Raw genomic sequence first — 22,404 nt, forward strand, 5'->3', positions numbered from 1 at the left:
TAATTTGTCCGATCGAATGCTCAAAATTACAGTCATCGGCGGCGGTGCTGCTGGTTTTTTTAGTGCAATTACCTGTGCCAAAACCTACCCCCAGGCCCGCGTCACTTTACTAGAAGCTGGCCGGCAACTGCTGGCAAAAGTTCGCATCTCTGGCGGCGGGCGCTGCAACGTTACTCACGCTTGTTTTGACCCCGGTGTTTTAGTGCAGAGTTACCCCAGAGGAGGGAAAGCTCTGCGCGGTGCTTTTACTCGGTTTCAACCCCGCGATACTGTAGAATGGTTTGCAGGTCACGGTGTGAAGTTGAAAACAGAAGAAGACGGGCGAATGTTTCCCATCACAGACGATTCGGGGACAATTGTTAACTGTTTGATTGGGGCTGCTGAGGATGCAGGCGTAAAAATTCGCACTGGTGATGCAGTCGTTTCCGTAAAGAAATTAACGGCCAATACCGCAGAGGTCGAACACGGGGACACCGCCCCTAGGTTTGAAATTGAGTTGAAATCGGGGGAGATATTTAAGTGCGATCGCCTTCTTCTCGCTACAGGCAGCAATCCATTGGGTTATAAGTGGGCAAAAGAGTTAGGTAATACTGTAGAACTGCCCGTTCCTTCTCTATTTACTTTTAATATTTCCGACAGCAGAATCAAAGATTTAGCCGGAATTTCGGTTCCTAATGCTAAGGTGAAATTGCCGGGAGCTAAATTAGAACAAAGCGGGCCTTTGCTAATTACTCACTGGGGTTTAAGCGGGCCTGCTGTACTAAAACTTTCGGCTTGGGGTGCGAGATTTTTGCACGATCGCCATTATAAAACCTCTGTGCTGATTAATTGGCTTCCCCAGTACAATGCGGAAGTTTTGCGGCAGCAACTGCTAGCGGTTAAGTCGCAGTTGTCGCACCGATTGATAGTTTCTAGCTGTCCGTTTCCGGTGCCGCGCCGCCTCTGGGAACGCTTGACAAGTTCGATCGGCATTGATGAGCAAAAACGCTGGGCCGACTTATCGAATAAAATCCTCGATCGCCTCCTGCAAGAACTCGTTCAAGGCGAATATCAGATTGCCGGAAAAGGCGCATTTAAAGAAGAATTCGTCACCTGCGGCGGTGTCAACCTCAAAGAAGTCGATTTTAAGACAATGGAAAGCCGCCGCTGTCCCGGACTTTTCTTTGCTGGGGAAATCTTGGATATCGACGGGGTGACGGGCGGTTTCAACTTCCAAAGTGCCTGGACTACGGCGTGGTTGGCCGGAAACGCGATCGGCAAACCATCCGATTGTAGATTTTAGATTTTAGATTGGGGAATACTTGCTTTGTAAAGGTTTGGGAGTTGCGATCGGGCGATCGGCTTGCCTGTATTAAATTTTGTGTTATTTTTGACTGAAGGCGCACCAAATGTGTGTCAAATTCAGCTTGTAGACAAAATTCGCAGTTTTGCGTCCTTCAACATCGGGTGAGATACATGAAAAATTTGAATCTACAAACCCTAAAGTTCGATCGCAACCTTGAGGGCCATTTTGACTCACCTTTCATCGAAAAAAATGGCTTGCTGGAATTCAACCCCAAATTTATCACTCCCGAATTTTTAACAACCTGGACGTTTGAAACACACCTGTACGACGAACAAGTTGCGATCGACCACTTTGTCATCACATTTCCCAGCCGAACCGAACTCGAAAAATACGCCGCATCTTTCCGCCCCTTCGGTGCCAAAATTGTCGAAGGCCCAGACTTGTTCCCAATTAACTTTTGTTCGCAAAATATCAATGTTCCCTCCGATTTGTGGCTGCATTTAATGACTTTATTAATGCCAGCGGGCGGCTTAGTAGTATTAGATGCGCCCCACGCAGCCGGCGACCAAAAAAACCGCTTTCAGCAAGAAAGAGGATTAGAAGCAGTTCACCACGTCGCGCTTCGAGTCGAAAACGTGCAGAATGCTGCTAAAATATGGCAAAATAAAAACTTTAAACCGCTATCAGAGCGCCCTCTAGACTACGGCTCATTAACCCAGTGGTTTCTGCAAAACCCCGCCGGACAAATCATCGAATTAATAGAACGTCGCCTCGGCAACAACGCCACCTTTGACTGCAAAAACATCGCAGGTTTGCGCCTTAGTGAAGTCGCCAGTCAGTAGGGCAGGCAAGATGCCTGCCCCACAATTAGCAATTACCCATTCCCCATTACAAAATAAAATATATGGTTGCAATAAAAATCCCCAAAGTCACTTTTCAACCCCCAACATTCAACTCAATTGAAGAAGAACGCCGCCACCGGAAACAACGTTTAGCCGCCGCATTCCGATTATTTGCCCGCTTCGGATTCAGCGAAGGAGTGGCCGGACATATCACCGTTCGCGACCCCGAACACCTCGACCATTTCTGGGTCAATTCTTTTGGAATGCACTTTGGTTTAATTCGAGTCAGCGACCTAATTTTAGTCAACCACAAAGGCGAAGTTGTTGAAGGAAATAAACCCGTAAACGAAGCAGCATTTGCCATTCATTCCCAAGTGCACAGCGCCCGCCCCGACGTAATCGCAGCAGCCCACGCTCATTCTCCCTACGGCAAAAGTTGGTCGAGTTTGGGCCGCCTGCTTGACCCGCTGACGCAAGATGCTTGTTCTTTTTATGAAGACCAAAGTTTATTTGACGATTACACCGGAGTTGTTTTGGAAATCGAAGAAGCTAAACGCATCGCCAAAACTTTAGGTGAGAAAAAAGCTATTATTTTACAAAATCACGGACTGTTAACAGTAGGTCAAACAGTAGATGAAGCCGCTTGGTGGTTTATTGCAATGGAACGTTCTTGTCAAGCGCAGTTAATGGCCGAAGCTGCGGGAAAACCCATTCTCATCAAGCCAGAATGTGCGCGTTTAACACAGCAGCAAGTAGGGTCTCACCGCATGGGATGGTTTAGCTTTCAACCGCTTTATGACATGATAGTGCGTCGGGAACCTGACTTATTAGATTAGGAACTAGGCGGTTGAAACCGCTACTACATAAACACCGTCCGCCTGCGGCGAATAAAGAATGAAGGGGGTATTAAAGCCGGATTTAGTATCAGGAGTGCAAAAGTTATAAATTCATGCTGACACGGATTCCAGCCAAGCTATCAAATCCTGTTGACTGGTAAAATCTAACAAGACTTCTCCTAAATCCTCTAATTGTTCGAGAGATAACTGCTGGATGCGAGTTTTAATTTCTGGTGGGATTTCGCCAGTGCGCCGCGCGACTTGACGCAAGATTAATGCTGTTTGCCCCTCAATTATGCCTTCTTGGCGACCTTCTTGCATCCCCTTAATAACAGCACCGCGTTGGTCTTCAAAAAACATTTCCCGCTTTTCCAATTCCTCTAATTCCTTAAGGGTTAAATTAGTTCTGCTGGCGATGGAAAAAGCTGTTTGAATTTCTGGCATTGATGCAAATTTTTCCGGAATTTCATCGAATAGGGGAGCATTTTTGATAAAATAAATCCAGCTTTGAATTAGGTTTTCGATTTGTTCTAGTTCTTTGTTAAACTTGGGAAGTTCGACAAACACTAATTCGATTTCTCTGTTATAATACTCGAAGTTTTCTTCGAGTTCTTTAAAGACAAAATGGGTGAGAAATTTTTCTGTGTTTTCAAAGAGAATAAAATCTGTAATTGTTAAAGCAATCAGAGGATTTAATTTAGAGTATCCTTCCCTGGGTCTGAGTTGAGTTGCGTAGGTTTTGGCGGCATTGTACACTACCCGTTTAGTAAAAGCTTCTACATTTATTACCTGCATTTCGATAATCACAGTTTTGTTGCCTGTAATTTTGGCTTTAACATCCAGGTAAGTGTCTTTTAATCCAGTAACACTCGGCGCGGCGTAAGGGTCAATAATTTCTAAGTCTTCAATGGTTGGCTGCGCGTCATAGAGCATCGCATTGAGGAAGCTAATCAAAATGTCTTTGCTCTGGGGCGAACCAAAAATTTTTTTGAAACCAAAATCTGTTTTAGCACTGATGAAAGGCATAATTAATAGTGGGTAATTGGTAATGGGGGCGCTTAAATCACAAAAGTCCTTCCATTTCTAAATCTTCAATTATCTGCAATCCGCGCGGGTCGCCGACTCGCAAGAGCGAAGATTTAGCATCTTCCCGCACGCCCATGTCTTCATCTTCTTCTAAAGCTTCAATCAAACCGTCGATCGCCCCAGCGTACACTATATTATTCGGCAATTCGCGTGCCAGTTGCCCGATCGCCCAAGCGCAGTTGCTCCGCACAGCAGATACAGGATCTCCCCGCAGCGCTTGAATCAACGGTGGAATCGCCGCAATCACCACATAGTAACCAACTTTTGCCATTTGACCCAGAGAACTCGCCGCCCACAAACGCACCGCCGAAATATCTGTTTTCAGAGCATCAATTAAAGATGGCAAAGCGCGGTGGTCCCTGCAATTTCCCAATGCCCAAACTACCCCTTTGCGAACGTAACCGTTCCAGTCGCAGTTAAGCTGAAGAATCAGCGGTTCCACAGCATCGGGGCTCGGATTTCGCCCCAAAGCATAAGCCGCGCTCACCCGCACCAAGGGGCAACCGTCTCTCAATAAATTAATTAAATGCGAAATTGCTCGATCGTCCTGCACTTCGCAAAAAGCCCGCGCCGCAATCATCCGGTGCTGAGGTTCCGGGGATGCAAGCATTGGCAGCATTTCCTCGGGATCTGGCAGCGGGGGTTCGGAGTCATAAATTTGCTCCAAAGGGCTTTCCAGTTCCGTGTCAGTATCAAGGGCGTTGGAGTAGTCGTTATTGTTCATAAAAAAACTTTACCGCACAGAGGATGCTCCTAAGCAACTCAGTCAGCAGTCAGCAGTCAGCAGTCAATAATTGTAGGGTGCACGCGCAGTACCTTACTACTGAGATATTGCACCATTGTCAGCAACAGGCAAGATGCCTGTTCCACAACAGATAAATTTTCTTGTGGAACAGGCATCTTGCCTGTTCCTAAAAGGCTAATTGAGAAGGGTGCAACATAGGACTTACTACAAACAAATACCTCTGCTGTCACCTAAGTTGGTAGCGAGGACTTCAGTCCTCATAATTGCTGTCACCTAAGTTTGTAGTGAGGACTTCAGTCGTCATAATTTGGATGAATCAGGACTAAAATCCTTACTACAAACGAATATCTCTGCTGTTACTTAAGTTGGTAGTGAGGACTGAAGTCCTCCTAATTGGGATGAATCAGGACTTTAGCCCTGATTCCAAACCAGTAGAATTTATATTTCAAAGAGACTTGAGCATTGAGAGGGAATGAGTTTGATAGCCTAATTTTTGATAGAGATTCACCGCAGGCTGATTGCTCAGAAATACTTGCAAACCAATTTGCCGATCGCCCCTTTCCCGTGCCCAATTTTCAGCATGAATAACTAAAGCTGCACCCACTCCTAGACGGCGATGTTCCGGTGCTACGTACAGCAAAAAAATGTGAGCATAGCGTTCTCCGGTGGTTTGGTCGATCGCATTTCCCAACCACAAACATCCGACAACCGATTGGAGATTTTGCGCCTGAGATTGGGGATTGAGATACTGCGAGGGAAGCGCGGGCAACATTTCTGCCTCTTCCTGGGTGTTTTTCTGGCACTCTACCCACCAAACCGGCGTCTGGTTAGAAAAATACTGCTCGACAGTTTGAGCCAAATGTCCCAATTCCCCATCAGGGTAAAGCTCTTGGTAAGTCCGGTGCATAAACTTTACCAGTTTTGCCCGATCGAGTCCCGATCCTGAGCGCAGCCGGTAGCCCGGTATTAGTTGAGCAGACATCAGCTCAGCGGACACGGAAAGCTGAATAATTTAGCCCCAAGAAAATTGGATTCACTACTGCCGCTTGCTTTTGGGGGATCGCTTCCTCAATCGGTGCGGGGGCAGCCATGTCACCAGGCAAAAAGATGCGAGCGCTGACTGCTACCAGAGCCGCGAAAAATACTAATACCGCTATAAATGGAGCAATGTATTGACGAATGATACCCATAACCGCAAAAACTTTATTCTTGAGTTGATATTATCAAGTGTACCATACAAATCTTGTCAGCTATAATGGTTGATTGGACACTTAGCTCAAGAAGAGAGCGATCGCAAATACCAACAAACACAAAATATAATATTATGGCTGCCTCGCCTGCTGTTTATGAAGCTCTGGCTAAATCAATTGTTTTTTTGAATCAAAAGCCGAGCGAGCAAAATGAAGTTTCGAGTTTCCTGGATACTAATGGCTACTATATCGATCGCATATTCGACGACCCAGAAACAAACTTTTATGCGATCGGGTTCGGATCATCCAATCCCGAAAACCCGCCCGCCCTCGTATTTAAAGGTACAGACTTCATCGACGGCGACGCTATCTTTTCCGACTCGCGGGACATTGGTGTACCTGAATTTGAAAAGAACAAAGATAATATCCAAAATTGGCTCACAGAAATCGGTCAAAATACTGGTAAAAACCCCAACAAATTATTGCCCGATGTCATCGGACACAGTTGGGGCGGAGCAGTCGCTCAAATTGTAGCAACCGAATACACATCTCTGACCGGCGATATCTTTACTTTCAACTCTCCGGGAGTATCAGCGAGTACATTCAACACTTTTCGGAGAAATCTCAGCAGGGCAGGCAACAAAAATGTCACTCACTACATTGTCAGCGGAGATGTAGTCAGCTTGTTTGGCGAAGCATTTATCCCAGGTAAAGTATTTATCCAAAGTTTTACTGATCCGAGTATTAATCCCTTAACTGTTTTGGCAAAACATCGAACTGAAAATTTGTTAACTACTCCGCCCGTGGGTTTTTTGCAGAGGCAAATTTCCGTAGAACAATTAAACAGTCCCGAATTTACTTATAACAACGATTCAGATTTTAACGAGTTTATCGCTGCCATGAATTTAGCCCTGCCCAATGTGTCAGTAGCGATCAGAAGCAGAGGCGGTGCAGAGAGTGTGAGAACAGCACCAGAATTTTCTTTTGTGCAGTTGATCAGAGAAATGCAATACGGTTTAGCTCCCTTACAACCCAATTATTTATCAGGCGACGCTCGCAACAATACTGCTACGGGGGGCCCTGGAGAGGATACAGTTATCGGCAACGGCGGTAACGATACTCTCAGAGGCAATCGAGGTAATGACAGCATCACCGGTGGTGATGGCGACGATTTCTTGTACGGCGGCAGAGATAACGATTATTTCGAGGGTGGCGACGGAAACGATTTGATTTCCGGCGAGTTTGGCAACGATTTTTTAATTGGTGGTGCGGGGCGCGATCGCTTTGTATTGGAATCCGGCGGCGGAGGAGATGTGATTTTAGATTTTCAAGACAGTGAAGATTTAATTACACTGTCGCGGGGTCTAACTTTTCCTCAAATTAGAGTAACCCAAGGTGGTGACGGAGCTTTAATTACTATCCCCGTTACTGGGGAAATTCTTGCTACTCTCAGAGGCGTAGTTGCCAGCGATCTTACGCGGGTAGATTTTGTATAGCTTTAGGGCGAGAAAAATTTGTAGTTTTGGTGGCGCGAAATCGGGGTGGGTTTTGTAGCAAAATTCTTTGTATTCACAAAAAAAACTCTGCTAAATCTGCCCCTAAAAAGCAACGAAATATGACCAATTAATATGGTTAATAACCGGAGTTTACAGTAAACTTAATTAAGTAGCTTAAACACTAATTCCCAATCTAACGACAGGAAATAAAAAAATATGCCCTCCTCTCCCGCCGCTTACGAAACTATAGCCAAGCAACTTGTTTACATAGATAACAACCCGCAGTCTCAAACTTTAGTTCAAACAGGTTTGACCGCTGCGGGCTACCAAATCGATCGCACTTTTGACGATCCCGCGACTGGATTTCACGCGATCGGCTTAATTTCCACCACCCCAGACAAACCGCCAGTTTTGGTATTTCGCGGCACCGACTCGCCCACAGACGATCTTGCCAACGCAGACAAGCGCGGCGTCGGTTTCAACCAATTTGAAGCCAACAAACAGGCATTAGGAAATTGGCTGACACAAATCGGTCAAGACACAGCAAAAAACCCTCGTCGCTTGCCCCCAGACGTTCTCGGACACAGCTTGGGCGGTGCTTTAACGCAGTTAGCCGCAACAGAATTCACATCTGCGATCGGAGATGTTGTCACCTTCAATTCTCCCGGAGTTGCTCAGAGCACCGTCAATACATTTAAGCAGAAAGTCGGCGCCGGAAAAAATGTAACTCACTACATAGTTAGCGGCGATTTTGTGAGTTTGGGAGGAGAAGCTTTTCTCCCCGGAAAAGTAGTTCTTCAAACATTTACTAACCCGATTATCAACCCACTACTTGTCTTGGACAAGCACACCCAAAGCGGTTTGTTAACTGCTCCTCCTCCCGGCTTAACTCAGGCCGAAATCTCTGTAGACCAGTTGAGTCGGCCTAATTTCACTTTCACAGATTCCGATTATTTAGAACTGTTAGCTGGCTTAGACTTTGCACTGCCAGCCTTGGGAGCATCGCTGGAATCGCGCAGCAGTTTAGAACAATTAAGAACCGCTCCGGGAAGCTCCTTTTTAGCAAACGTTGTGGCAATGAAAACTGCTCTCGATCTCTCCCAAATTAATAGTTTAGTAGGCGACGATGCCAACAATACAGCATCAGGTTTAGCCGCGGACGATATTATGAATGGCGGTGGGGGAAACGACACTCTCATCGGCAACAAAGGCAACGATATTATCAGCGGTGGCGTCGGCAACGACCAGCTATTCGGTGGCAAAGGGGATGACAATTTGAGCGGTGGAGAAGGAGACGATACACTCATTGGCGCAGCGGGTGCTGATCTCTTAATTGGTGGCGCGGGACGCGACGTATTGGTGTTAGGAGCAGGTGCCGGTACAGATACATTTGTAGACTTTCAAAAGGGTGAAGATTTAATCGGTTTGAGCCGAGGTTTGAGCTTCAACCAATTGAGAGTTACTCCAGGCGATTTTATAACGACGATTGAAATTGCCAGTAACGGCGAAGTTCTTGCCAGTATTCCTGGCATTCCCAGTAGTCCGCTAACAGCTAGCGATTTTATTGCGATTTAGTTGGCGGCTGGCAATACAGATATTCGGTAGGGACACAACATTGTTGTGTCCTTATTTTGTCTTATGAACGCAAGCGCACAGAATTTATACTCGTTCGATGATTAAAAACATTAATATTCCAGCAGGGGCGGATTCACCGAAATCTCGAAAAATTAGTGCAGACATTGGTAAACCGGCGTTGCATAATTGCGGGATGATTTTGATTGCTTTGTGGGATGGGCGTCCCGCCCATCCAGTGTATTTTCACAGCAGGCGGGACGGCTAACCCCTACTCTCCACAAGAATCATCCTCAAATTGTGCAACGCGGGTAAACCCGCCCCACCCGGATCTGATAATTATAGCGATCGGACTTGATCTTAATCGAAATCGTCGAGTCCAGGCCTGGGCATAGATGCTAATTTTGGCTCATCTTCTAGGGGCAGAAAGAAAATCGTCAGCATACCGGGAATCACAGCCAGCGCGCTCATCAAAAAATAATTTTGATAGCCGAGACTCGCCTGCAAGTAGCCGCTAAAAACGCCCGGAATCAGCACTCCTGCGGCCATAAAAGCTGTTGTAATTGCATAGTGAGATGCTTCGTATTCAGGGCGGACAGTCCGCATCAAGAACACTGTATAGGCAGCTACGCCCAGTCCATAAGTAAATTGCTCGATCGAGTTTACAGCATAAGCCCATTCAATCCCCGGTTGATTGATTGCCAACAGCCAATACAGCACGTTAGTCGAATTTTGCAGAATTGCCGTCGGCCACATCCATTTTTTCAATCCTTGTTTGGCAATCAAATAGCCGCCTAGCAACCCTCCAATTAACAAAAACATTACCCCTAAAGTACCGGATAATAAGCCCATATCCGACGTAGAAACTGCTAATCCTCCTTTCTCAACTTTATCCATTAAAAATGGAGGAGCCATTTTAAACGTCAAGGCATCGCCCAAGCGAAAAATCAAGACGTAAGCCACAATCCAACCTATTTTATCTTGCTGAAAATAAGTTTTGAATGCTTCGATAAAGCTGGTTCTTTGTTGAGGAGTGTCGGATTCCAGATCGTAATTGCGAGGATAGGGAAGATACCACCGCTGAAAAAGATATATCAGCACAAACATAATCGCACAAATGCCAAAGGCTGTCGCCCACCCGTAGTTAAGCGCAGACACGCTAAAATCCGAACCGAAAAGTGACAGCGGAATGTTTTGATATATTTTGGTGTCACCTGTATTTCCAGTGACTAAATGCTGTTCTGCCAGTTTCCCCGCTAAGAACACCAATAAACCGCTGCCGGCAATGACAGCACCTCTATAAGCCGTGTTGCGAACCCCGACAAATAGTGCTTGTTGGTCTTTATTTAGAGTGTTTAAATAAAATCCGTCAATGGCGATGTCGTGAGTAGCTGAGACAAAGGCGATCGCGGTAAAGATAACAAGCGATATAATAATCGGTGCCGGCGTTAATACACCAAAAGCTAGGAAAGCAAACAGGAAAGCACAAATGATTTCGGTTGTTAAAATCCATTTGCGTTTGGTGGAATACAAATCAACAACTGGCCCCCACAAACCTTTTAAAACCCAAGGAAAAGACAAAAGACTTGTCAATCCGATCAATTCGTTGCTGGTTCCCATACCTTTCAAAAAAATCACCGACATTAAATTAACGACGGTGTAAGGGAGACCTTGAGCGAAGTATAATACTGATACCCACAATCCAGCGTTATGCTTTTTTTCCATTGGATAGATATTTTACCTAGTTACTTATTTGATTTACTGAGTGCGATCGACAATTCCGGTCAATTCAACCCCTGGCCTCACAGTATAGCAATCTTAAATCATTCAGATAAATTTGTAGGGGTAGTGCTACCCCTACTCCCCGTGCCTACCCCCTATCTATCGGGGCAACCACGGGGGGATTGCCCCTACAATAATTACGCAAATCATTTAGGATTGCTATACTGTGATGCCAGCGGCAGCCATATAAATAGTGCATTTTAGCATCATTCATACTCAAAACAATTTTTATTTTTTGAATAAGCCTGCAAAAGATGTTCTCCGTTAAAATGAACGAGGTAAGCGCGAACATTCTTGTCCCAATCATAAGTGTCATAAGTTCGCAGCAGTTCCAAAGCACTTTCTTCTATCTGATATGCAGTTTTTGGACTATTCACCGGACGTTCGGGACTGTCAGGATTAACAACAATTAAACCTGCATCTAGAAACTGATGCACCGTTTGGCGGCGCACAGTTTCCCGCGTATTTGGTGCATATTTTTTCCCGTACTCCTGATCCATAAATTCCATAATTGGTGTTATTCCCCGAAGTGGAGATTTTGCCGATTCCCAAGCATCCTTTGGCTTGAGGTCAAGCAAAGCCAGAAGGGTTAAGGCGGAACGTTCGTTAAGCTGACCTTTTGGAAAACCCAGCGCTGCAAGTATTTCTAGAGATTCATCAATACGGTTCTTGATTGTCATCGGGCTATTTTCTAACGGATTGGTCCCCTTCAGCAGTTGTCTCTCGACAAGTTGATCAATCTCCCGCTGTGTAGGAAATATTTCTCCTATTTGAGCGCCAAGTAAAAGTAATTGCTCTACATTAGGATACTTCAAATTGCGTAAATCCGTAGCATTAACTTGAGTGTGTCCGTTGAACAGTCGAAAAAACGCATCTACCAAACTCGAATTTAGATAAACTACCAATCCCCGCGCGAGGGTGAGGTCTAATCCACGTCCCTGTTGGTGAAAGTAATTCAAATGGTTCTCAAAACCAACGCTAGAACTATTAATTTTATTCGCATCCCAGACAACTGCAACAATTCGCTTTTTCTCTTCCTTTGACGAGAAGCGCTTGCTCAAAACATAATGTTCGTTAGGTACGAGGAGTGCAGCAGTTTTTTCCGTGACAGCTAAAGCTTGATGCTTTCTCGTTGCTGTGGGATATTCAACACCGCTAGCCGAGAAGTGTGCGGGATAAATCAGCGGAACTGTACCGTTTTCAGGTTTTAGCCGCAAGTCAGAGCGAACACGAAAATCTACAACTTTTCCGGTAGAAACTGTTAAGCCTAATTCCTCTAGGGTGCAAGTAAATTGAGCCATTTGCTCGGCTACTTTCTGGCTGACAGAATCCGGTAGAATCCGAATAAATTGCTCGGAGTCTTTGGGATTAATTAAGGCGGTATAGGGCAGTTGGTGAGACAAAACCAGGTCGTCGCCCACGCTGCTGCTTGAGGTAATTAGTACAGTATCTGGCTGTTCTATTTGTTTGGTGGCGCGCACAATAATAGTTTCTTGCAGCACCGCATCATCGCGAAATGGCAACTGTCGGGATTCAAAGATGTGTACTTGGCGCAAAGCCATCATTTGAAGCAATACTTTGCGGAAATCTCGAAAGTATAAACCGTTGCAAAAGCTGCGGGGAGTAATCGATACTAATTCACCGTTTGGTTTGAGCAGGTGAGCGGCAGCAACTGTGAAGCCAGCGTAGAGATTGCTGGTTTCTAGTCCTATAGAACGCAGCAAGGTTCGGGCTTGGGATTTAGCGTCTATCTTGGCATAGGGAGGATTAATAATTGCATGGGTAAATTCCCGTTTTACTGGCTGTGTAAATAGATTGGGCTGCAACATATCGGCGCTGTCTTGAATAAAATCTATTTCGTGAACCTCACAGGTAAAAGATATCTCAAAACGCTGACATTCTATACTGCATAATTCTAAAGTTTGCTTGAGGTATTCAATCAAAATAAGGTCAATTTCATACGCTGTAACGTGCAGACTACGCGGTTTGTTTGGGCGCTGGCAAAGTTCGCAAACAACGGCTGCTAACAGGGAACCAATTCCTGCGCCGGCATCTAAAAGCGATATATCGGGACAGTTAAATTCAAACATTCCCGCCATTAAACTTGCGACTGAGGAAGGTGTTAAAAATTGTCCCTTTTCTCCTCTCTGGCTTTGCTGCAACTTTCGGGTTGCTTCTTGGCGCCAGCTATCTACTCGATCGAGTAAATTGCTTGCAGTTGAGTAGCTGTTACCCGGAAGGGCTAGGGTTTGAAAGTGCGGTACTATCATTTGTTCAAAAAGTGCCATTTCGAGTTCAGTTTATTTTCGCCTAAAATTGCACCGATGTGCAAAAATGTCAAGCGCACTAGAAAATATATAACTTATCCAAAAGTATGTTGACTGTTCATATAGCTAGATCGGGAGGTAGCTAACGATGACACAAACTCAAACCAAGCGTTATGATTTTACTTAAGTATCTAGGCCTAAGTTATGACAACTATCAACTGGAATGAAGTTTTAGATAGTATTTCAGAGAATGCAGAAGAGCCAGAAGTCGAAGATCGATTTGTCAAACGCCTTCTAAATGCACTTGGATTCACATCTGATGAGTGGGTACAACAGTTTAAAACAGGGAAGGGTCAGGCTGATTTTGCTGCTCGCAAGAATCACGATGAGGATAAATTTTCAGTTTCTAAGATTAACCCATACTTAATCATTGAAGTTAAAGGGAGAGTATCAGGAAAGTCAATCAATAACTTAGCAGAAGGTACTCCCACGTACAAAAAAGCTAAAGAACAGATAACACGTTATCTTCTTGATCCTAAGTGCCAAACATCTCAATGGGGTATAATTACTAACTCAACAGATATCCAGCTATTCCGTAAACATGGTAAAATCGTATTGCCTGCTACTGACTGCATGAGGATAACCAAAGATAATATCATTGAGATTATTACTAGACTTAAGAAATTGCTGGAAAATCCACCCCAAGCTTTAACAATTTGCATCTATAATGATAAGGGAGGCGTGGGAAAAACTACAACGACAATCAACTTGGCTGCGATTCTTCGACTACAGCAGAAAAAAGTGCTTGTTGTTGACTTCGATCCACAACAAGGAGATTTAACAGATTCATTAGGCTTACAGGAGGTAAAAGTCAAATTATCGGATTGTCTGGTTGATGAATCATTGAATGTTAAAGAAACTATTCAACCATTTTATCTAAAGAATAAAGCTGGTCAATTAGTTAAGATGTTTGATGTAATCCCATCTGATTCAGGGTTATCTAAGTTCATGGCTTATAATTATGAAGCAAAAATTGAGAAAGGTTCAGCAAAGCTGCGAGATTTACTTGATATTTTTGTTCGTAATTATGATTACATCTTAATTGATGCACCTACGAACTGGACTTTTTTTAGTAAAAGCTGTGTAATAGCTTCTGATGTAATCCTCATGCCAACCGAACACAATAACTTTTCATCGTTAAAAAATGCTGCTAAAGTTATTAAAGAATTCTTACCTGAAGTTAAGAAGCTTAGGAAGGACGGTGGCCCTATTGCCTTGCCGATATTTTTCAATAAACATAAAGAAACCGAGGCTTCACTCAAAAGAGCAAATGCAGAAATTAAAGCAATTCTTACAGTTAAGAAAGGAGATAATTATATTCTAGATACTAATTTGTTACCCTCTTATTGGCCTAAATCTACAAAAACGGTGATTGACACAACTATATTCAGTGTTCCAGAATATGAAGTTGTTTCTACTGCAGCTTTTTCTCGAAAACCAGCGGTTTTTCAACACAAAAAAGCCGCTGAATATTACTTAAAATTAGCGAAGGAGTATTTTTTGTATGAGTAATTCTGAGAACATCGGTAAGTTAATGCACTTGAAGTTATCTAAAATTGAGTCAGCAGAACCCTGCTCTGAGTCAGAGTTTATCATTGCCGGAGCCGCCGAAGCCGTCTTGCAAGCAGGTAATCGCAATTGGATTCCGATTATCGTTAAAGAAACAGGCGACTATCAATATCAAGTTGTGAGCAATCGCTTTGTCTATGCTGTAGCTCAACAAGCCAAATTAGATTTAGTATGGTGTATTGTCATTGACCCAACACCATCAAATATTGAACAAGCGAAGATTCTAGCGCGAGAAGCAAATCCCCAAGTCAATCTGAGTACAGCATCAAAAGATACTATTATAGCTGGACTTAAATACTTAGTTAAAGAGCATAATTGGAAGAATGTAAAACCCGTTGAAACGGCCAATAAAATTGTAGATTCTAACCGCGAGCAATGGTCAGATTTCACCCCCCTGACTAAGTTACAATGTGGTTTGACTAAGGCCAGATTAGATTTTATTGCTAAAGTATTTTCTATATCACCGCCACCGCCGCCGCCTCCTCCTCCTCAAGCAGTCAGCGTGAAACGTGCATCTAGAGATGAAATTTTTGACCGTCTCAACTATTTATTAACTAATAAAATAGGAGGCTTTGAAACTATCGATCCTGAAAAAACAGCCGATGCTATCTTCACCGCGAATAAAGGCAAGTGGAAAACCCTCAGTCCAATTTCCAAACTTGAATGCGGCATTGATACAGCCAAAATGAAAATCATTAAAACCCTATTTAGCCTGTAAAACTATGTTAAGTGGTGTAGCGGATTCAATTTACTGGCTCAACCGCTATATTGAAAGATCGGAAAATATCGCCCATTTTGGCGAGGTCAATTTTAATCTCATTCTCGACTCTCCCAGCGGTATTACTCAACTATTTACCGATCGGCCCACTTAATTTACCATTGTGCGAAAATGTCAAGCGGACGCTCAAACCAAAAGTCCGTAAAGGACTGTTAAACGCTCTCTCACACATTTCTGATGCCTAAACCCAAAACATTCTTTTTGTCAAGCTTGTTCCTGATTGGCTTAACAATTAGTTTTCTGCTGACTCCTGGTTGGTTATCAAACTGGTTCCCAAACCGCGCTAACGCAACTATGCCCCCGCAAACCCAAACCGCCGAATTTCGCGCCTTCTGGGTGGACGCATTTAATCCAGGCTTCAAAACGCCTCAAGAAGTCACAAAATTGATCGCAGACGCGCAGCGGGCCAATGCCAACGCGATCGTCGCCCAAGTCCGCCGCCGTGGCGATGCCTTTTACACAAGTGCGATCGAACCCCGCACCCTCGATCCCAACGTTCCGGCGGGTTTCGATCCCCTGCAAGATTTGATTGACAAAGCCCACGCCGCAGGCATTGAAGTACACGCTTGGATGGTGACGCTGCCGGTGGTTTCGGGCACCAAACTTCCCGCCGGTCACGTTTGGCAACAACACGGGCCTTCTGCCCCAGGAAACGACAATTGGGCGATGCTGACTTACGGTGGGGAAGCCCAAGGCTATCTCGATCCCGGCCATCCAGACGCCCTAGATTATACTGTTTCCGTCTATTTGGATTTGCTGAAGCGCTACGATGTGGACGGCGTACAGTTGGATTACGTGCGCTACGGCGGGCCGACTTGGGGCTACAATCCGACTGCGATCGCCCGTTTCAATCAGCAAACAGGTCGATCGGGCAAACCCGCACCCACCGATCCCGCCTGGATGCAGTGGCGGCGCGAACAGGTGACAAATTTAGTGCGGAAGCTTTATGTAGAAAGCCTTGCGATTAAACCGCGTGTTAAAATTACCGCCGCCACGATCGCCTGGGGAGACGGCCCCGCAAACGATGCAGGGTGGTATCAAACGCAGCCTTACAAAGAAGTATTGCAAGATTGGCGCGCTTGGCTGGAAGAAGGGATCGTAGACATGGCGATGCCGATGACTTACCAGCGCGAGTACAAACGGCAGCAAAAACTCGCTTACGACAACTGGATCGAGTACGCCAAAGACCACCAGTACAACCGCCAAATTGCGATCGGCCCCGGCAATTACCTCAACTACATCGAAGACACCCTCGCGCAGGTTCGCCGCGCCGAACAGCCTTCTGCGAAAGGAAATCACGTCGCAGGTACGGTGCTGTATTCCTACGCTAGCAGCAACGTGTACACGAATGTGGAACTGCGATCGGGCGGTAGCGGTGATTTGCCCCGCCAGCCTTGGAAATACGTTCCCCAAAGCAACGATTTGTTTTACACCGCGCTTTCGCAGCCGAGTCAATACGTTGATGCTGCGACGGGCAAAACCTATGAAACTCAGCCTGTGTGGCCGACAGCAGCAGCCGTTCCCGATATGCCTTGGAAGTCGCGGCCGACTACAGGTGCGATCGCCGGAAATTTGCAGCAGTGCGATAGAACTTGCGACGGTGCCAGCTTGACATTGCAGTCGATCGATGCTGTTGGCAAGGTGCGTCAACTGCGCGCCGATGGTAAAGGATGGTTTGGGGCGATCGAGCTTTCTCCGGGAACTTATCAGTTGAAAGTTGACGGAAGTCAAATTCAACAAACAGTTAATGTTGTCGCCGGTGAAGTAACAAAAATCCATCTCGGAGCATCTTAACTGGTCTACTCGTTACCAGGCTCTGCCTGGTAACGCAGATCCGGAGGCTTGCCTCCAATTTCCCTAAAAGCTTGCGAGGCAGAGCCTCTAGATATCGGTTTCCAGGCAGAGCCTGGGAACCAGTTAAATCAGTTATAAATTTATCAATCGAGATATGCTAACAACAGAAGCTGCTTTCACGCTCCGTAAATGGACAGTTAAAGAGTATCACAAGCTGGCAGAAATCGGAATTTTTAACCCCGAAGAACGACTCGAATTAATTGAAGGAAATATTATAAAAATACGTGCAAAAGGAACTCTTCACGCTGCCGCCACTAGACGCACTGCTAGCCGGCTGCACAATCTTCTCGGAAATCAAGCCACTGTTTATAATAAAAGCCCGATCGCCCTTGATGACAATTCCGAACCCGAACCGGATATCGCCGTAGTCAGAATCGATCCTTTTGACTATGCGACTCACCATCCGACTCCCTCAGAGGTATATCTCATTATCGAAGTGGCAGACAGCAGCTTAACTTTCGATCGCGAAATTAAAGCCCAAATTTACGCGCGATCGGGAATTGCCGATTATTGGGTGCTAAATGTGGGCGAAAGACAACTGCACGTTTTTCTAGAACCTGCGGAAGATGGGTATCAAAGCGAGGTTATTCTGGGAGAAAGCGCGATCGTTTCACCGCTCGAATTTCCCGCTTTCAATATCGCAATTCAGGCAATGTTGCCCCCTCTGGTATCAAATTGAAAACAGTTGTATCAATTGTCTTGATTTGTGAATTATGTTTTTTTTTAACCGCAGAGGGCGCAGAGGGCGCAGAGAAAGAGAATAGAAGAGATAGAGAGAATGGCTTTTCTCTTATTCTTTAGTCTGGCGATTCTTCTCTTCCCTTCTCTATTCCTAATCGCTTTCTAGAATGCTTGCCAGCAAAGCTTGCTGAGCGTGCATCCGATTTTCTGCCTGATCCCAAACGCGCGATTGACTGCCTTCTATCACTGCATCGGTAATCTCTTCATCGCGGTGTGCGGGCAAACAGTGCAATACAATTGCATTCTTATCTGCTAACTTCAGCAATTGTTCGTTTACCTGATAGGGTTCAAACAAAGGAATCCTGATTTTTGCTTCCTCTTCCTGTCCCATACTCGCCCAAACATCAGTATAAATCACTTGAGCATTCTTCACAGCAGCTTCTGCGTCCGCCGTCACAGTAACTTCTGTTTTTCCATTAGCAATATTCTTAGCTTTTTCCACTATCTCAGCATTCGGTCCGAAATCTTGAGGGCAAGCAATTCTTACATTCATTCCCGTCATTGCACAGCCCAACATCAGCGAATTAGCCATATTATTGCCATCGCCCAAATAAGTCAGGGTCAATCCTTCTAGCTTGCCAAAACACTCTTTTACTGTCATTAAATCCGCCAGCACTTGACATGGGTGTTCGTCATCTGTCAGCGCATTAATCACAGGAATTTTTGCATAATTGGCAAAAGTTGCTAAGTCCTTTTGGTCGAAAGTCCGAATCGCCAAAATGTCTAAATATCTGTCTAAAACCCTGGCTGTATCTACTAAAGGTTCCCCGCGGCTGACTTGTGTAACGTTGGGATTGAGGTCAATCACTTGCCCTCCCAATTTATACATTGCTACCGTAAAACTTACCCGCGTTCGCGTTGAAGCTTTGGAAAATAACAAGCCGAGAACTTTATTGCGTTTCAGCTTGACCATTCCCGATTTTAAACTGGCTGCTAGATCCAGCAAATAATTTAATTCGTCAATGCTTAAATCTGCCAGACTTAATAAATCTCGCCCTTTTAAGGAATCCATGCTTTCCCCCACACACAAATTTTTAACTTTGTCTTAAATCTTAGCCCGCAGAGGCGGGTTTTGTTTATTTTAGCTTGCACCATTCTCAAGAACAGGCAAGATGCCTGTTCCACAAAGATTAGATTTTATTGTGGGGTGGGCAGGAGAGCCCGCCCGTGAAAGGCTTATTAACAATGGTGCAATATCTAAGTTTATTTCAACTTGCGGGCAATTGCTCGATCGCCCGATCGATCGAATCGCAACCTTGTTCCACCGTTTCTACCACAGCCAACACGCCCCGCAATTCCCCAGCGCCAGGGAAACCCTTAGCATACCAGGTTAAGTGCTTGCGCGCTTGGCAGACACCGCTTTCACCTTTATATTCCCACAAAGCCCGCAAATGTTCCTTAGCACATTCGAGGCGTTCAATTGGTGTCGGAGCTATCTTTTCCACACCAGTTTTCAAGAAATAATCAACTTCTCCCACCAAAAAAGGATAGCCCAAAGTTCCCCGCGAACACATCACTCCATCGGCGCCGGTTTCTTCCAGACATCGCATCGCTGCTTCCACTGAAAAAATATCCCCGTTGGCAATAACTGGAATCGATAAAACTTCTTTAACTCGACGAATCCACTCCCATTTTGCCGGGCCTGTGTAACCTTGCGATCGAGTGCGGCCGTGCACGGTAATCATTTTTGCTCCCGCATCTTCCATCCGCTTCGCAAATTCCAAAATATTTATTTCTTTGTCAGTCCAACCGATCCTAGTTTTAACCGTGACAGGAACATCTACTGCTTCCACAACAGCCCGCACAATTGCCTCGGCCGTTTCCGGGTCTCGCAGCAGGGAAGAACCGCCGCCGTTTTTAGTAATTTTGTTAACCGGACACCCCATATTAATATCAACAGTATCCGCTCCTTCTGCCACTGCTTTCTGCGCCGCTTCTGCCAAGAAATCCGGCCGGCAGTCAAACAATTGAATGCTAATCGGGCGCTCGTTTGGGTCAACTTCCATAATTCTCGGCAGTTGCTTCACGTAGTGCAAACCCGTAGCGTTCACCATTTCCGTGTACATCATCGAATCCGGCGCGTAGCGGCGCACCAGGCGGCGAAATACCAAATCGGTAACGCCGGATAAGGGCGATTGCAGGACGCGGCTTTTAACTTCAAAATCGCCGATTTTGAGTGGAGTTGCTAACCTTTCTTTTAATTCGGGAGATAGAGTAAGCATAGTCGATCGCACTTTAATTCTAATATCTGTATATTATACTACACTTCAGATAGTTGACCGTTGTTAACTATATTTTTAGCCGATTATTGACTGACAGCTAAAAGTATATTTAACCTACCGCAATGCCTATTTTACACATCCCGATCGCCCGAATTTGAATATTGTGAAACCCGGACTCAAACGCCAACGCCGACCACAGTTAAATCTCTGTGCCGCTTCCATCTATCTATGGGGTGTGACCATTAATGAGGGATCTACCTACTAAGAGTGTTGCCCAAGTCATATTTTTCTTGTTTAATTGTGCCGAATGGTTTGGCTGCCTTCGGCTCCGGCTGCCTTCAGACGATTAATGCTTAAATTTATTAGGATTCTGCAAAAGCCGTACATCAGATCGTTTTAAACTACAATTGGTGGATTCCTGACGACGCCGATCGAACATTAAAAAAATTGTAGAGAATTCCTATGGACGCCGCAGCACTCTGGCAACGCTATCAAGACTGGCTTTACTATCACGAGGGATTGGGACTTTACCTCGATATCAGCCGCATGGGATTCGACGATGCTTTCGCAGCAGCACTGAAGCCCAAATTTGACAAAGCTTTCAAAGACATGGCAGCTTTGGAAGCAGGTGCGATCGCCAATCCCGACGAAAACCGCATGGTGGGCCACTACTGGTTGCGAAACCCCGATTTAGCTCCCACTCCAGAATTAAAACAAGAAATAGTCGAAGGCATAGCACAAGTCGAAACATTTGTCAAGAAAGTTCAAAACCGCGATATTAAACCGCCCTTTGCTCCGCAATTTACCGACATAATTTCGATCGGCATCGGTGGTTCGGCCCTGGGCCCCCAATTTGTCGCTGAAGCTTTATCCCCAGACATTCCGCCCCTAGCAATACATTTTATCGACAACACAGATCCCGCTGGGATCGATCGAGTCCTCAACAAAATCAAAGACAAACTCGCCAGCACCCTAGTAATTACTATCTCCAAATCCGGCGGCACCCCCGAACCCCGCAACGGGATGATCGAAGTTCAAAAAGCCTTCGCCGCCGAAAAACTGGATTTTGCCAAACAAGCAATTGCCATCACCGGAGTTGACAGCCAACTAGACAAATTAGCCAAATCCGAAGGCTGGATTGGCAGCTTCCCAATGGCCGACTGGGTGGGAGGGCGCACTTCGGAACTGTCAGCAGTAGGACTTTTGCCCGCAGCTTTGCAAGGCATCGACATTCGGGCGATGCTCGACGGTGCTAAAGTCATGGACGAAGCTACCAGAACCACCGAAATCAAACATAATCCCGCCGCCTTGTTAGCAATGTCCTGGTATTTTGCTTGCAACGGACGTGGCGAAAAAGATATGGTAGTTTTGCCGTATAAAGATTCACTGCTATTGTTCAGCCGCTACTTGCAGCAATTAGTCATGGAATCGATCGGCAAACAGGAAGATTTAGACGGCAACACAGTTCATCAAGGAATCGCAGTTTACGGCAACAAAGGCAGCACCGACCAACACGCCTACGTCCAGCAACTGCGAGACGGGGTGCCGAATTTCTTCCTAACATTTATCGAAGTGTTGGAAGACAGGCAAGGCATTTCCCCTGAAGTAGAAACCGGCGTCACTTCCGGAGATTATTTGTCTGGTTTGTTGCAGGGAACTCGACAAGCCTTGTACGAAAATCACCGAGATTCCATTACTGTCACCATTCCCCAAGTCAACCCTAGGACAGTAGGAGCATTAATCGCCCTCTACGAAAGAGCCGTAGGTTTTTACGGTTCCTTGGTGAATGTCAATGCTTATCACCAACCGGGCGTCGAAGCCGGCAAAAAAGCGGCCGCTGCTGTATTGGACTTGCAGCAACGGGTACTGCAAGTGCTAAAAGACGCCCAAAAACCTCTGTCTGTCTCAGAAATAGCCAAAAAAGCAGGAAAGCCAGAGCAAATTGAGACAATTTACAAAACTCTGCGGCATTTGGCAGCCAACGGGCGCGGCGTAGCTTTCGAGGGAACATTAGGGCAGCCTGCTACTTTAACAGCAAGTTATAAACAGAATTAAACAGTAGAATTAAAAATTAAAAGT

Annotated in this window: 18 protein-coding genes and 1 pseudogene; 11 read left to right on the top strand and 8 right to left on the bottom strand. The window is 45.4% G+C overall.

Going from position 1 to position 22,404, the window contains the following annotated elements:
• Positions 1-16 precede the first annotated feature (16 nt).
• The 3 genes from QUB04_RS00885 (at position 17) to QUB04_RS00895 (ending at position 2,963) form a co-directional block, all read left to right on the top strand.
• Positions 17-1,282: an NAD(P)/FAD-dependent oxidoreductase gene (locus QUB04_RS00885; protein ID WP_333280024.1), complete on the top strand. Its 1,266-nt coding sequence runs from the start codon at positions 17-19 to the stop codon at positions 1,280-1,282.
• A 173-nt stretch (positions 1,283-1,455) separates the two neighbouring features.
• Positions 1,456-2,127: a hypothetical protein gene (locus QUB04_RS00890; protein WP_333280026.1), complete on the top strand. Its 672-nt coding sequence runs from the start codon at positions 1,456-1,458 to the stop codon at positions 2,125-2,127.
• A gap of 62 nt (positions 2,128-2,189) precedes the next feature.
• On the top strand, positions 2,190-2,963 hold the full coding sequence (locus QUB04_RS00895; protein WP_333280029.1) for a class II aldolase/adducin family protein: 774 nt from the start codon (positions 2,190-2,192) through the stop codon (positions 2,961-2,963).
• Between the two features lie 111 nt (positions 2,964-3,074).
• Here QUB04_RS00895 and QUB04_RS00900 read toward each other — a convergent pair whose 3' ends face one another.
• From QUB04_RS00900 to QUB04_RS00915, 4 genes are all read right to left on the bottom strand, one after another.
• Entirely contained in the window at positions 3,075-3,989 is a 915-nt protein-coding gene (locus QUB04_RS00900) for an Rpn family recombination-promoting nuclease/putative transposase (protein ID WP_333280031.1), read from the bottom strand.
• A 37-nt stretch (positions 3,990-4,026) separates the two neighbouring features.
• The gene (locus QUB04_RS00905; RefSeq protein WP_333280033.1) at positions 4,027-4,773 is read right to left on the bottom strand and encodes a HEAT repeat domain-containing protein; all 747 of its coding nucleotides are present in this window, start codon (positions 4,771-4,773) and stop codon (positions 4,027-4,029) included.
• A 466-nt stretch (positions 4,774-5,239) separates the two neighbouring features.
• On the bottom strand, positions 5,240-5,776 hold the full coding sequence (locus QUB04_RS00910; RefSeq protein WP_333280035.1) for a GNAT family N-acetyltransferase: 537 nt from the start codon (positions 5,774-5,776) through the stop codon (positions 5,240-5,242).
• Positions 5,777-5,780: 4 nt separating this feature from the next.
• Positions 5,781-5,984, bottom strand: coding sequence for a hypothetical protein (locus tag QUB04_RS00915; protein WP_333144596.1), 204 nt, complete (start codon positions 5,982-5,984; stop codon positions 5,781-5,783).
• A 134-nt stretch (positions 5,985-6,118) separates the two neighbouring features.
• On the opposite strand from QUB04_RS00915, the gene QUB04_RS00920 reads away from it, so the two are divergent.
• Positions 6,119-7,480, top strand: coding sequence for a calcium-binding protein (locus QUB04_RS00920; protein WP_333280037.1), 1,362 nt, complete (start codon positions 6,119-6,121; stop codon positions 7,478-7,480).
• Positions 7,481-7,696: 216 nt separating this feature from the next.
• The gene (locus tag QUB04_RS00925) at positions 7,697-9,055 is read left to right on the top strand and encodes a lipase family protein (RefSeq protein ID WP_333280039.1); all 1,359 of its coding nucleotides are present in this window, start codon (positions 7,697-7,699) and stop codon (positions 9,053-9,055) included.
• Positions 9,056-9,412: 357 nt separating this feature from the next.
• Here the strand turns inward: QUB04_RS00925 and QUB04_RS00930 are convergent, their stop codons facing one another.
• Together QUB04_RS00930 and QUB04_RS00935 are read right to left on the bottom strand one after the other, a co-directional pair.
• The gene (locus QUB04_RS00930; protein ID WP_333280041.1) at positions 9,413-10,777 is read right to left on the bottom strand and encodes an MFS transporter; all 1,365 of its coding nucleotides are present in this window, start codon (positions 10,775-10,777) and stop codon (positions 9,413-9,415) included.
• 263 nt (positions 10,778-11,040) lie between these two features.
• Complete coding sequence (locus tag QUB04_RS00935) at positions 11,041-13,122, bottom strand: Eco57I restriction-modification methylase domain-containing protein (protein WP_333280043.1); 2,082 nt, start codon at positions 13,120-13,122, stop codon at positions 11,041-11,043.
• 183 nt (positions 13,123-13,305) lie between these two features.
• On the opposite strand from QUB04_RS00935, the gene QUB04_RS00940 reads away from it, so the two are divergent.
• From QUB04_RS00940 to QUB04_RS00960, 5 genes and pseudogenes are all read left to right on the top strand, one after another.
• The gene (locus QUB04_RS00940) at positions 13,306-14,673 is read left to right on the top strand and encodes an AAA family ATPase (RefSeq protein ID WP_333280045.1); all 1,368 of its coding nucleotides are present in this window, start codon (positions 13,306-13,308) and stop codon (positions 14,671-14,673) included.
• On the top strand, positions 14,666-15,448 hold the full coding sequence (locus QUB04_RS00945) for a hypothetical protein (protein WP_333280047.1): 783 nt from the start codon (positions 14,666-14,668) through the stop codon (positions 15,446-15,448). The genes QUB04_RS00940 and QUB04_RS00945 overlap by 8 nt, the downstream gene beginning before the upstream one ends.
• A 4-nt stretch (positions 15,449-15,452) precedes the next feature.
• Positions 15,453-15,578: pseudogene (locus tag QUB04_RS00950) on the top strand (alpha-E domain-containing protein); the annotation flags it as partial.
• Between the two features lie 107 nt (positions 15,579-15,685).
• On the top strand, positions 15,686-17,302 hold the full coding sequence (locus QUB04_RS00955; protein WP_333280049.1) for a family 10 glycosylhydrolase: 1,617 nt from the start codon (positions 15,686-15,688) through the stop codon (positions 17,300-17,302).
• A gap of 154 nt (positions 17,303-17,456) precedes the next feature.
• Positions 17,457-18,041 (top strand): Uma2 family endonuclease, encoded by a 585-nt coding sequence (locus QUB04_RS00960; protein ID WP_333280051.1) that lies wholly within the window; start codon positions 17,457-17,459, stop codon positions 18,039-18,041.
• A 153-nt stretch (positions 18,042-18,194) separates the two neighbouring features.
• Here QUB04_RS00960 and argF read toward each other — a convergent pair whose 3' ends face one another.
• Together argF and dusB are read right to left on the bottom strand one after the other, a co-directional pair.
• Positions 18,195-19,115 (bottom strand): ornithine carbamoyltransferase, encoded by a 921-nt coding sequence (gene argF, locus QUB04_RS00965; protein WP_333280053.1) that lies wholly within the window; start codon positions 19,113-19,115, stop codon positions 18,195-18,197.
• Positions 19,116-19,311: 196 nt separating this feature from the next.
• Positions 19,312-20,325: a tRNA dihydrouridine synthase DusB gene (gene dusB / locus QUB04_RS00970; RefSeq protein ID WP_333280055.1), complete on the bottom strand. Its 1,014-nt coding sequence runs from the start codon at positions 20,323-20,325 to the stop codon at positions 19,312-19,314.
• Between the two features lie 462 nt (positions 20,326-20,787).
• On the opposite strand from dusB, the gene QUB04_RS00975 reads away from it, so the two are divergent.
• Positions 20,788-22,380: a glucose-6-phosphate isomerase gene (locus QUB04_RS00975; RefSeq protein WP_333280057.1), complete on the top strand. Its 1,593-nt coding sequence runs from the start codon at positions 20,788-20,790 to the stop codon at positions 22,378-22,380.
• Positions 22,381-22,404: the final 24 nt, after the last annotated feature.

The organism is Microcoleus sp. D2_18a_B4 (assembly GCF_036702475.1).
Lineage (GTDB): Bacteria > Cyanobacteriota > Cyanobacteriia > Cyanobacteriales > Microcoleaceae > Microcoleus.